Genomic DNA, 12,257 nt, shown 5'->3' on the forward strand with positions numbered 1-12,257 from the left:
GGATATCGCTAATGTTGTTGGTGTCTCCGGCTACCAGGTTGCTGGCACTTGACTCAAACGCCACAAAGCGCCCATCAGCGGAAATGGCGGGGGTATACGAGAAGCCATTCCCCTGGGTGCCATCGTCGGCGACAGAAACTCGGGTGGTGGTGCCCGTTAGGAGGTCGCGAACGAAGATATCGCTAGTGTTGTTGGTGTCTCCGGCTACCAAGTTGCTGGCAGTTGAGTCAAACGCCACAAAGCGCCCATCAGCGGAAATGGCGGGGTTAGAGGAGTTGTTATTCCCCTGGGTGCCATCGTCGGCGACAGAAACTCGGGTGGTGGTGCCTGTTAGGAGGTCGCGAACGAAGATATCGCTACTGTTGTTGGTGTCTCCGGCTACCAGGTTATTGGCAGCAGAGTAAAACGCCACAAAGCGCCCATCAGCGGAAATGGTGGGCTTACGGGAGTAGTTATTCCCCTGGGTGCCATCGTCGGCGACGGAGACCAGGGTGAGAGACGAGATTTCGGTTAGATTTGTACCCATGATAAATATTTATTCTCACGGTATATACATAAGTATACGGTAAAGGTCACGTAAGAAAAAGTTTATTCTGCGTTTGGTGGAAATTGGTGTATGGACTAAGAAACGACAAAACGACCGATTTGTTTATACCTATTAATTAAAGAGTGAGATGTCTGAGAATTAATTGACAAACATCTCTGGCTGCGATTGATTCAGACTCAAGTAAGTGAGTTTGGCGAGTCATAAATAATGGTCCATTGGCAGGAGAAGCAGTGATACAACCGTGAGAACCACGCACTAAGGTAGCATCTAAGGGAATAACATCCATTAAGTAGCGAAAACCAAGCTGTTTTTTCAGCAGTTTGAAACCAATTTTGAACTGGGGAAATTTGATATCGGGATCAACGAATAATTCCACAGGATCATAACCAGGCTTGCGATGAATATCAACTGTTCTGGCAAAATCAGGGGCACGATTGTCATCAAGCCAGTAGTAGTATGTAAACCAAGCATCTGAGTTTGCGATCGCCACTAATTCTCCTGACCTTGGGTGATTCAGACCGTAAGCTGGCTTTTCGTCTTCGCCTAAAACTTGAGCAACGCCTTCTGTGTTTTCTAGGAGCGATCGCACTTTCGGAATATAAAACGGGTCATTGACATAAACATGAGCAATTTGATGGTCAGCTACAGCAAATGCTTGACTTGCACCAGGATCAAGCAGTTCTCGTCCCAATTCTTCGCGCACAGCTAGCAAACCATTTTCCCGCAGTATCCGATTGAGGTGGACGGGTTGGGATACGGGTGTAATACCATATTCTGACAAAACAATAACTTGAGCGCCGCGATTTTCGTAGTATTGAATCAAATCGCCACAAACAGCATCAATTTCTTGTAAATCCTTGGTGACTAAGTTATCTTCAGGACCGAACTTTTGCAAGCAATAATCTAAATGAGGTAGATAAATCAGTGTCAGCGTCGGGTTACAGCGTTCTTCCACCCACTTAGCTGAAGAAGCGATCCACTGGGTAGAAGCAATCGATGTGTTGGGACCCCAGAAATTGAACAGAGGAAACTGACCGAGTTCAGCTTGGAGGGGCGATGCTCCAGAGGAGCCGCCTTGCGGCGAACGCCATTCTTGTGGTTGTGTATAAATATCGGGTAATTTTCTACCATCAGACGGATACATTGGTCGCGGGGTAACTGCATAGTCCGCCGACGAGTACATGTTGTACCACCAGAACAAATTGGCGCAGGTAAAGGAGGGGTCTAGCGATCGCGCCATATCCCACACTTTAGGAGCCTGTACAAGTTTATTAGACTGTCGCCAAAATTTTACTTCACACTCGTCACGAAAATACCACCCATTCGCAACAATGCCATGTTCATTCGGCATTTTGCCTGTCAGATAGGTTGCTTGAACTGTGCAGGTGACAGCAGGTAATACCGATGCAATTGGAACGACTTTCCCAGAAGCCGCCCAACGTGACAGCGACGGTGTATGTTCCCCTAACAGGCTGGGTGACAATCCTACGACGTTGAGAACAACTGTTTTATTCATAGTCGCAAATTCCAGGGAGTCGGCACGATTTCATGTCAGAATGATGATTTCAATCTTAGTTCTCTAACCAAAACTCAGATTCGATTCACGAAAATCTTTTTTGAAGACTGTTTAAGGTATACTTTATTTTCCTTTTTAAGACAGATTTAATTGAAAGATTCGATTTCATTGCGTGCGCCTAACTTAAAGATTAGAATGCTTGAGTTTTGAGAAAACTCTTGTTCAAGACATTGAGAGTAAACATGGGTATAATATATCTGTTTTCTATACGAGCAGAATAGCTTTTACCTGGTGTAGGAGACTTGTGAACTTCAAACATAATAGCTTATCTTATATCTTGTACCTATCCGTAGAAACCTCGGTTTAGTGAAAAGCAGCGCAATAAGTTATATTACTTTTATTCAACTTGATTGCTACATTGAAAACTTTGAGTGTTGTACTGGTTCATGAAATGACATCAATTTTTTTTGGTGCAAGATGTCAGTTATTTGATTTCATCAAGTGTTTTTGTGTTGTGGCTTCCAACTCAAACACTTACTAGATACTGATTTTGAATGAGAAGCGGTAATTCAATAGAAACATTAATTGAATGTTTCGCTTTCATATCCTTTTCATAACATTTTTGATAACACCCACTCATACTCCCGTTGGATTGATGCTAGTAAATCTAGTTTCATCTCAGTCGGCAGCACTTCCCAAGTATAAGTTTCAATTTCCAGGTGGCTACAGGCATGATTGATTTGTAGCAAGTCTAACACAGTAGAAATGTCGTCTTGAGTAGACTGGAACAGCTGGTAATCGTGGATAAAAATGGGGACATGGAAGTGAATCCGCCATTCACGATCTGTGGTATAATCCAAATCTGGTAAAGCTTTTTCCAAATCTGTATAATGACGTAATCGTCCTGTACTTTCGCGTGCTATGACTTGGTGTAAGTAGGTAGACTCGGCAAAAGGAAGTAACCGCTTTTTCACTAGAGAGCGCTGTTCTCTATCGTTGGGTATGTTCACTTGCAACGCGGCACTGATTTGAATCTTACCAACTTGAATACCTGCTGCTTGAAATTGCTTGAAAACCGAAACTGGGTTTTCATACTCTACGGCAAAGTGGCAAGTATCATAACAAACACGCACGTGTTCTAGTATGAGAGCCTCAGCTGCTTCTAAAGAAATCCCTAAATGCTTTGCTAAATATTCTCCCCCAATCGGCAACAAGTGCCTCTGGAAATAATCAACAACTTCGGCAGCATTTTCTATTAATCCATCTGGTTCTGGTTCCAAATCTATGTGCAGGAGTTTTCCTGTTTCGGTTCGGATGCGTGCCATTTCTGCCACGACCTGTGCTAAGTTGAGGCTGGCGCTGCTTGTTAAGGATGCCAGGAAAAGTTGATTTCCCTTGAACCAAGGCTTATATGACAACGGTAGTGTAGAAATGCTGCCTTCCATATCGGCTGGCAAGAGTTGTGCCAGGATGTTTACCAGTCGTAGGGTATACTCCAATCGCTCCTGCTTAGACCAGTCTGGTGCATAAACTTGGTCTTTGACAACCTGCCAATGAAATCCACCGAAGGGAAAACCATTTAAGGTAAATACGTATAAGTCCAGTTCTGTCAACCATGACTGAAACTCAGCTAAGGCGTTTCCTTGCAGCAGTTCTTTGGTTGCGACATCCGCCAAACGCAATCCAATACCATAGGGTTTTTCTGGGGCTAGCTGTGCTTTGAGTGCAGGAATGTATTGCTTTAAGTTGGCAAAGACTTTGCTCCATTCTTCACCAGGATGAATATTCGTGCAGTAGGTTAGGTGAAAGTTGTGATTTGTTTCTATTTTCATCTGTATTTTTAATCGCGCCTGTTATCCTTGACTCAACTTGTTATGAAAGCCTGCTTAGAGGTTTGGAACCGCAGATGGACACAGATAGACGAGGCAGTGCGTTGGGGAGCCACTGCCGTGCGCGGGTTCCCCGCGTTGAGGCATGTGGCGTGAGCCAGTACTTGATGAGTGTTTCCCTCACTTGGTATCTGGTGAGACCAGCGCGAATGACGGCTCTCCCTCCGTAGGCGACTGGCGAACCCGAAGGGCGTCCGGCGTGCCGCTCTTGTTGCACCTGCCGTGCAGATAGTTTATCTGTGTCATTTGTGTCCATCTGTGGTAAAATTCAAAAAATTTCAACAGTCTCACATCACACATTCCCAACCTGAGGCAGGTAAGGAAGAATTGTAAAACTCGCCCAACAACCAAGTTGCTTGCCGAAATAGAGATATATCTACTTCATGAACCTCTATACCTTTACCAATACCTTGCAATAGCGTGAGGGTTAATTCACCGCCCAGGTGTTCGCGAAACTCACTCAGCCCCCGGAACAAGCAACGGGGATGTTCCAGTTCTGTTATTTTTTCAGACAGTTCTGGTACGTACAATAGAAAGTTTAATGACAACAAAGTATTTAATATCCGCTGCCACTCTAACCGAGACAGCAGCCCGATTAGGTAGGAATAGGTACTGTCTAAGGCAATGCCGATCGCCACTGCTTCCCCATGACGTAATCTATGGTTTGTCAGCTGCTCAAGTTTATGTGCTGCCCAGTGACCAAAATCTAATGGGCGAGATGAACCCACTTCAAAGGGATCACCATTGTTAGCAATATGATCCATGTGCAATTGAGCACAACGGTAGACGACTTGTTGCATGGAGTTCAAGTCTCGACAGATGAGTGCATCAGCGTGGGTACTGATGTACTCAAAGAAATCAGGATCCTTGATGAGCGCGACTTTTACTGCTTCTGCGATTCCACAACGCCAGTCACGGTCATTTAGGGAAGTTAAGAAGCTAAAATCATTTAAAACTGCATAGGGTGGAGCGAAAGTGCCAAGAAAATTCTTTTTGCCAAAGGCGTTAATTCCGTTCTTGACTCCTACAGCAGAATCATTTTGTGCTAACACTGTTGTAGGAATACGAATCAGACGAATTCCTCGGTGTGCTGTTGCTGCTGCATATCCAACTAAGTCTAATACAGCACCACCACCAATTCCTAATATATAAGAGTGGCGGCAAACCCCCACTTCATCTATGATTTGGTGAATTTTTGAGAGTTCGTTTGGATCGTTTTTGGCTGCTTCTCCTCCTTTGATGATGATTGGCTCGGCAGCAAGTTTGAGTGTGTCTGGATGGCGATCGCAATAAGCAACGATTTGCTTGAGTAGCGTCCGTCGAGACTGCAACAATCCTGAATCTACAATTGCTAAGACTTTTTTTGGTCCAACTTCCCCATCGCCAGCAATCACTTGTGCCAGCAGGGAATTTTTCAGATCAAACACACCATTAGTAAAATGCACCCCGTAGTGGAAAGTCACTGAGAAACTTTGCCGGATGGGTTGCATATTGAGTGTTGCCTTTTGCCTGATGTCTATTACCATATTTTTGTGGATATTTCTATAAGCGCGGCACGATTTAGAGCTTGAAGGAACACCTCGCTTGAGTGTGAACCGTCAATTTTGACTTTGTTGTTGATAACGTAAAAAGGCACGCTAGTGATGCCATTCAATCGAGCAAATGTTGACTCGGCTAGAACCGCATCGGCAAGAGCGTTACCGTTCAATTGCAGTCGTAATACAGTAGAATTCATGCCATATTTTGTGCCGATAGCAACAATAACGTCAAGGTCACCGAGGTTCAAACCCTCTTCAAAGTAAGCCTTGTAAACTGCTTGCACAACATCGTTTTTGATGTCATCTGGTGCTAACGCAATCAATCGATGGGAAAGTATACTATTGACAGCCAGATGAATCTTGTTAAAATCTAATTTGACTCCTGCTGCATGACCAATATTTCGCACGTGGTCAAATAGCTTCTCTATTGCTTGCGGTTCTATGCCTTTTCTCTGTTGCATGTAGCTACGAAATTCGCAGCCAGCAGCAGGAATGGAATTGTCTAGAAGAAATGGGTGCCACCGAATTTTCACTGTTTGTTGATATTGTGCCAAAGCATCAAAAAGATGCTTATGACCGATTCGGCACCACGGGCATACGGTATCGTGATAGATGTCGATCAGCATGGTTTTCGTGAGTCAGGTTGGGAGAAGTAATGCTTTCCTCAGCAAAAAAGTTTTGAGCAGTTTCAAATTCTTGGATGATTGCACCTCGGTCTTTCTGTGCGACTAACCTTGCCAAGCGGTTGTAAGTATCAGCTAACTTAGCAATGGCATGACATCTATCATGCGTAGCAAGCATAATGTCCACACATAAGTGTGGGCTTTGAGTAAACAAACGCTTGATGATGTCTATTTCTTGACGGTAGCTTGGACTTGACATACACAAACTGCGCTCTATGTCAATTTTTTCTTGTGCTAAGAAAACACCAACGCTAAATCTGGAGAAGTGCCTTGTTGCCTGAATAATCACCATCATGTAGTCGTGTTCTTCAGGTGTTGAGACTATCACTTCTCCACCCTGACTTTTGATAAAGTCTAATAACCACTCAAATGAATCGTCGTTCCGACCTGGACAGGCTACTACCTTCTGTCCAGCGAAGGATTTGACATTTGGACCAAACATGGGATGCAATCCCATAACCGGACCACGATGGTGTTCAAGCATCGCTGACATCGGCTCAGTTTTGATACTTGTGATGTCACAAAGTGCTGTGGTTGGTGCAAGATATTGAGCCGCACGCTTTATAACATCTGCTGTCCACTGAATTGGAACAGAGACTATCACAAGTTCAGCACAACTGAGGAGGTTGTCTGCATATTCCCAGTCTTCATTTTCGAGAATTCTTACATTGTGACCTGCTGCTGTCAGTTGCTGAGTAAAGAATCTACCCATTCTTCCAGCACCACCTATGATGGTGATTCTCCGGGGTGTTATCTGTGTAGACGAAGATGAATCAACTGTGGAAAGGGCAGCATAACAACTGTTAACTAAATTTACCCGAACTGATTCAGGAACACCAGCTTGAGCAAGTAAAGAGCCGAGAGTTGCTAGTTGTTCTTCTATAGCTGAAATTTTGGATGCTGTTAAAAGTGTATGGCGATCGCTCGTGTGGATCTGGTGTTCTACGCGTTCAGCGTAGCTCTGCCGTAGGCAATCGCCATCGCCCCCAAGGGCAAGGCTTGCTGTGTGAGTATCGCGCTGCGGATCACACAGGCTTTGATCCGTTTGCTTGAGCAATTCTTGAGTCATAATAGGTTATTTACGGCGAATGAGCAGATGCAAACAACACAAAGACGCTCTGAGGCGAAGTTGTAGAGACGTTGCATGCAACGTCTCTACGAAATTTCTATAATTTAAAAACACCTCGGAATTAATGACATGAACCATTAGTGACTAATGATTAATGACCAGTGACTAATGACTAATGACTTAAATATCAATCATCGATTCGCTAGAGGTCAATTTTGGTAACATACCTAAAGAAGGTGATTGGGATTTTGTAGCAATAACTTCACTAAATAAAGCTTCGTACTCAGCTAAGGCTTGCTCAAACGAATAATGTTCTACAGCAAACAGCCTTCCAAAGTAACCTAGCTTTGCTACTTTTCTTGGATTGTTATACAAATCCACGATTCCTTCTGCTAACGCTTGCGGTGATTCTGGTGCAACAACTATGCCGCCGCCACTGTTACGCACTGCCCGTGCTGCTGTACCAGAGACGGGAACTGAGGCGACAATGGGACGACCACTAGCCAACAACAGTGGGATTTTGGAAGGCATATTGAAGGATATAACATTGCGCTTTTGTACTACCAAACCCACATCTGCCGCTGCCAGCATTTCGGGTAGTTTTTCTCGCGGCATTAGAGGTACAAGCAACACGTTGTCAGCCCCACATTTTTGACAATATGCCTCCAATCTTTTCAATGCTTTTTCTTCTCCAGCAATGACAAAGACGATTTGTGGTATATCTCGCAGACTAGATGCAGTTTCGATGACTGTTTCTAATCCTTGTGTCAAGGCAATGTTGCCGGAGTAAAGTACAACAAATTTATCTTGGAGTTGATGGGCGATGCGAAATGAGTTGCTCTTTTTTGGTAAGGGGCGGATAAAATTCACATTTACCCAATTGGGAATGCAAACAATTTTTTGAGCTGGGACTCCCTTGTCAACTAAATTTTCAACAAACCCATCGGCAATCACGCTAATAGTGTGTGCGCTACGGTATGCAAATTGCTCTATGGCTTGCAAAGCACGAATCATCCATTGATTTTTGATGAGTCCAATGCGCACAGCGGCTTCTGGTAATATATCTTGTACATTTAGTACGACTGGACACTTATGTAACCAACCAAGTAGCGTTGCTGGTAAGGATACCAATAGTGGTGGTACTGTCAGGAGAATAACATCCGCTTGCCAACCGTTCAGAGCTTGTGGCAAACTTGTAAACACAAAACTCAACTCCAAGAGCAGTCTATCTATCAGATTTGGTTTAGATTTTATCCGTAAATAACTACGCTGGATGGTCACGCCGTTTTTTTGTTCGGTCATGTACCACTTGCCCCGATACTCTTGGTATATCTCCCGTTGGGGATAATTAGGCATTCCTGTAATCACTCGCACTTGGTGACCTTGCTTTACCAGTCCTTCCGCCAGTTCAGTCATTAAAGGGGCAATTCCGATTGGCTCTGGATGATAGTTGTAAGAATAAATAAGAATCCGCATTATCCGTTTCTTTGTTAGGTAAGGTCAAATCGACAGTGTGAGTTTTGTTGTTTTCTTACAAGATGCACGGTGAGTCGCGGTCTATAGGCTAAGCTGAGTAGTATAAATCCAGCATATTCCCTGATGTTTACTCCTGATATTAGCTCTAAGATAGAATTTTAACGTGTGCCTCAAGTAACAGCAAATATTTGTGACAAAGCTATTGAAATAGGCAATAGACAGAGGATGAGTAATCCGTATGGCAAACTGGCAAAACCAGCAGCAACTGTGGCGTCTAAAACAATGAGTGACAAGACTCCTGCACGCACGGCTGTGCGAATATTTTCTGGAGATGGTTGACTCACTGCTTTGATAAAAGGTAGTAAGACCCGCACAGCCAGCAATATAACGAATGGCAAGACTGCAAGCAGGTGATAATTCTCTAACAACGAGAGTCCTAATAAAGCGGCAATAACCATGCCAATAAGTATAAGGGTGATACCACCAGTACTACTTTTACCTCCATGAACTTCACCTCGACTAAGAGTTGTGATGGCAGCAATGTAAACAATGGGAATCAGCGCTAAAAACCAATAGTTTGATACCATTGGTGAAACTGCGCTCACACCAAGCATGAGGTTGCCACCGCGACAAAGCCCCATGTTGAGCGGACCAAAAATAGGGTTATGCTTGCTGTAAGCATCGTAGAGGACTGCAGCAGCTGCAATCCCACAACCTAGAGTGGCACTCAACCAGGAGACTTGAGAAGCTGCCAGTATGCCAGCACTCAAAAGCAAACCTCCCAGAATAGATGCACCTTGACGGGATGCTCTACCGCTGGGAATAGGTCGCTCAGGTCTTTCTATAGCGTCTATTTCCGCATCAAAAACATCATTAAAAACAATACCACCGCCATATAAACCTGTAGTTGCTAGAAGCAACCATGCAAGTGATATCAAATCAGAGGAAGATAGGGAAATAAAAACAATGCATCCTGAAGCAGCGAACCCAGCTAGAATATCTGCCCACGCGGTAACGATGTTAGCAGGTCGCAGTAACTGGAGATATGCCCAAAGGCGAGAAGAATTTAAGGTTGCAGCGTTCATAGCAAGCAGGTGGAGGAGGAAAAGATTGACTTTTTACTCTATCAATGCATATTCACGAGTTGGAGACTCAACGACGGGTTTTTGTCCCCGAAGTACCGAGTTACCACTAAATAGCTGTCGCTGGTCGATGGGCGATGGGTTGAGCCAGTCTGACTCGTGCATTTGACCGCTTTGGCTGTAAGCAGTAAGTGCATTTTCATAACACACAGCTCGTATATGCGCTTCTGGAATTCCCCTTTCTCGCATGAGTTGAGCAGTCTTAGGAACCGCGAGTGGATCGCTCACACCCCAATCAGCACTGCTGTCTACGATGATGCGATTGCATCCATACTGGCGTACAACCTCAACCATGCGGGCATTCCCCATTTTGGTATTGGGGTAAATTGTAAAAGCTGCCCAAAAACCCCGATCCAAAACTTCCTGCACAGTCTCTTCGTTGTTGTGATCTACAATCACTTTTGATGGATCTAATCCATGCTCGATACAGACATCCATACTGTGACTAGTGCCTGCTTTTTTATTGCGGTGAGGTGTGTGAATCATCACCAGCATATCCAGTTCTCTTGCGAGTTCTAGCTGCAAGCGGAAGTATTTGTCTTCTTGCGGAGTCATGTCATCGTAACCAATTTCACCAATGGCAACAACTCCCTCTTTGCAAGCGTATAGGGGCAAAAGTTCCATAACTTGCTCTGCCAATGGTTCATTATTAGCTTCTTTGGAGTTCAAACCAATTGTACAGTAGTGTTTTATACCAAATTGAGCAGCACGGAATCGCTCCCAGCCCACTAAGCTGCTAAAGTAATCTTGGAATGAGCCAACGCTCGTACGGGGTTGTCCAAACCAGAACGCAGGTTCAATCACAGCGACAATGCCAGAGTCCCGCATCTTTTGGTAATCGTCGGTTGTGCGGGAACTCATGTGAATGTGAGGATCTATATACATCATGGCAGCGGTGTTGATTGTTACAAAATTAGTCATAGGCTTGTAGTCAGCGCTTGAGCGCTGACTACGAAATAGTTAAGCGACTCCAAGTCAAATGCCCTGCTTGAATTTGGGCTTGTAGGTTTGGATAACGGGCAAGGAGTTGTTGAGCTTGTGGTAAAGGACACGAGGAAGTGGCGATCGCCGCTGCTGCTTGTTGCACTGGGTCGGGGTCTTGTATTGCTCGCTCTAAATCCGCTAACATCGCATTGTCGGCAAATCGCCCCACCAGTCGCCAAAGTTCGGGAGAGACTGTGCGCTTTGCTGCCCAACGTTCATGGGCGTAGTCAACTAGCATCTGAGCTAGTTCTGGATTTGCACGTTCCTCAAGTCCTTGAATAAGATACAAAGGGCTGCCTACAAATAAGGCTTTCAATACCATCTGATTCCAAGCAAGGTCACTTAGATACTCTGCTGGATAGGAATTTCGCAAAGCGACAGCGTTGAAAACTGCTGTCATATTACTGCGAACTCCCTCAGCCGCACGAGCGCGAAACTTTTCTGGGTAAGGTAAAAGTGGTAATGTTTGGTAAAGTGCCACTAACTCTCCCACATCAGCGGCTGTAAAAACTCGTTCCAACGTTTGTAAGTACTTCTGCTCATTATCCTGTGGTAAACTCAGTACCAGTAAGATACGAGCAGCTTGATCTACACTCCAATGACTGGGAAACCAACCTGTCCGGGCATAACAGGCTGCTTCTAGTTCCACTTTTGTCAGTTGTAAATCATTTTTGCCTGTATAACGAGGCACAGCGCTAAAAGCACTGAAAAATACTAACGTATTGACAGCGGTTTTGATTTGCTCTATCTTCTGTTCTAGCCAGGTAAGAGCTTGACTATTAAGGCGTTGCTTCAGCCAACCATGCAGTAAGTCATTAGCACTAATTGTTGTTTTTTCCAAATAACTTGCGCAAACCATTACTTTATAAGTATTTAGTTATGTAATAGAGCTAACACTTCTAGAAATACGTTCCCAAGCTACAGCCTGGGAACGAGGCTAAACAAAATTAAGGTTGAGGAAGTACAAAACTACGAGTGTCTAAACAGCAACTTTTTCTGGTTCCTCTAAATTGAGGGTTGCCTTTTGCTGCTTTTTCCGCAATGTGGTAGCAGTAGCGCCAATTCCCAACAAGCCTAAACCTAATAGTGAAGCAGGTTCAGGTACTTTGGTTGCGCCATCCTTAACTACGTTCAATACTTGAACGCGACCTTGGAAGAAATCGCCAACATAAAGCTTGCCATCTTTGAGGGATGTGCCACCTGTCCAGTTAAATCTGCCTGGTCTGAGGTCGAGAGGGTTGCCAAAGGGACCGTCAGTTAATCCTGGAGGCGGGACTGGGTTGCCTGATGCATCCAGGGCTGGTTCACCGAAGGAAGTCAAGAACTTACCGTTTTTATCGAATACCTGAACGCGGCTGTTGATAGAATCAGCTACATAGACATTCTCTTGGTCGTCCACTTCGATGCCAATTG

At 44.6% G+C, this 12,257-nt stretch carries 12 protein-coding genes; all 12 read right to left on the reverse strand.

Annotated elements, in window-relative coordinates; genetic code table 11:
* Positions 1–526 (reverse strand): TolB family protein (locus tag DP116_RS21960; protein ID WP_211173440.1); only part of this gene is annotated, 526 nt, incomplete at its 3' end.
* Between the two features lie 136 nt (positions 527–662).
* Positions 663–2,063 carry an alkaline phosphatase family protein gene (locus tag DP116_RS21965; RefSeq protein ID WP_169157195.1) on the reverse strand — a complete coding sequence of 467 codons (1,401 nt, stop codon included), beginning with the start codon at positions 2,061–2,063 and terminating at the stop codon, positions 663–665.
* 611 nt (positions 2,064–2,674) lie between these two features.
* On the reverse strand, positions 2,675–3,895 hold the full coding sequence (gene eboE, locus DP116_RS21970) for a metabolite traffic protein EboE (protein ID WP_169157196.1): 1,221 nt from the start codon (positions 3,893–3,895) through the stop codon (positions 2,675–2,677).
* A 40-nt stretch (positions 3,896–3,935) separates the two neighbouring features.
* Positions 3,936–4,208 (reverse strand): hypothetical protein, encoded by a 273-nt coding sequence (locus DP116_RS21975; protein ID WP_169157197.1) that lies wholly within the window; start codon positions 4,206–4,208, stop codon positions 3,936–3,938.
* 31 nt (positions 4,209–4,239) lie between these two features.
* The gene (locus tag DP116_RS21980) at positions 4,240–5,478 is read right to left on the reverse strand and encodes a 3-dehydroquinate synthase (RefSeq protein WP_169157198.1); all 1,239 of its coding nucleotides are present in this window, start codon (positions 5,476–5,478) and stop codon (positions 4,240–4,242) included.
* On the reverse strand, positions 5,472–6,116 hold the full coding sequence (locus tag DP116_RS21985; RefSeq protein ID WP_169157199.1) for a DsbA family oxidoreductase: 645 nt from the start codon (positions 6,114–6,116) through the stop codon (positions 5,472–5,474). The genes DP116_RS21980 and DP116_RS21985 overlap by 7 nt, the downstream gene beginning before the upstream one ends.
* The gene (gene tyrA, locus DP116_RS21990) at positions 6,061–7,242 is read right to left on the reverse strand and encodes a bifunctional chorismate mutase/prephenate dehydrogenase (RefSeq protein WP_169157200.1); all 1,182 of its coding nucleotides are present in this window, start codon (positions 7,240–7,242) and stop codon (positions 6,061–6,063) included. The genes DP116_RS21985 and tyrA overlap by 56 nt, the downstream gene beginning before the upstream one ends.
* Positions 7,243–7,422: 180 nt before the next feature.
* The gene (locus DP116_RS21995) at positions 7,423–8,718 is read right to left on the reverse strand and encodes a glycosyltransferase family 4 protein (protein WP_169157201.1); all 1,296 of its coding nucleotides are present in this window, start codon (positions 8,716–8,718) and stop codon (positions 7,423–7,425) included.
* A 170-nt stretch (positions 8,719–8,888) separates the two neighbouring features.
* Positions 8,889–9,803 carry a UbiA-like protein EboC gene (gene eboC / locus DP116_RS22000; RefSeq protein WP_169157202.1) on the reverse strand — a complete coding sequence of 305 codons (915 nt, stop codon included), beginning with the start codon at positions 9,801–9,803 and terminating at the stop codon, positions 8,889–8,891.
* 33 nt (positions 9,804–9,836) lie between these two features.
* Entirely contained in the window at positions 9,837–10,781 is a 945-nt protein-coding gene (locus tag DP116_RS22005) for a TatD family hydrolase (RefSeq protein WP_246275740.1), read from the reverse strand.
* Positions 10,782–10,809: 28 nt separating this feature from the next.
* The gene (locus DP116_RS22010; RefSeq protein ID WP_246275741.1) at positions 10,810–11,685 is read right to left on the reverse strand and encodes an EboA family metabolite traffic protein; all 876 of its coding nucleotides are present in this window, start codon (positions 11,683–11,685) and stop codon (positions 10,810–10,812) included.
* Between the two features lie 138 nt (positions 11,686–11,823).
* Positions 11,824–12,257: PEP-CTERM sorting domain-containing protein (locus DP116_RS22015; protein ID WP_169157204.1), on the reverse strand; the 434-nt coding region annotated here is incomplete at its 5' end.

Source organism: Brasilonema bromeliae SPC951, assembly GCF_012912135.1.
GTDB lineage: Bacteria > Cyanobacteriota > Cyanobacteriia > Cyanobacteriales > Nostocaceae > Brasilonema > Brasilonema bromeliae.

Coding starts and splice junctions, on each gene's coding strand:
- DP116_RS21965 (WP_169157195.1), bottom strand. CDS start 2,063: ATGAATAAAACAGTTGTTCTCAACGTCGTAGGATTGTCACCCAGCCTG.
- eboE (WP_169157196.1), bottom strand. CDS start 3,895: ATGAAAATAGAAACAAATCACAACTTTCACCTAACCTACTGCACGAAT.
- DP116_RS21975 (WP_169157197.1), bottom strand. CDS start 4,208: ATGGACACAAATGACACAGATAAACTATCTGCACGGCAGGTGCAACAA.
- DP116_RS21980 (WP_169157198.1), bottom strand. CDS start 5,478: ATGGTAATAGACATCAGGCAAAAGGCAACACTCAATATGCAACCCATC.
- DP116_RS21985 (WP_169157199.1), bottom strand. CDS start 6,116: ATGCTGATCGACATCTATCACGATACCGTATGCCCGTGGTGCCGAATC.
- tyrA (WP_169157200.1), bottom strand. CDS start 7,242: ATGACTCAAGAATTGCTCAAGCAAACGGATCAAAGCCTGTGTGATCCG.
- DP116_RS21995 (WP_169157201.1), bottom strand. CDS start 8,718: ATGCGGATTCTTATTTATTCTTACAACTATCATCCAGAGCCAATCGGA.
- eboC (WP_169157202.1), bottom strand. CDS start 9,803: ATGAACGCTGCAACCTTAAATTCTTCTCGCCTTTGGGCATATCTCCAG.
- DP116_RS22005 (WP_246275740.1), bottom strand. CDS start 10,781: ATGACTAATTTTGTAACAATCAACACCGCTGCCATGATGTATATAGAT.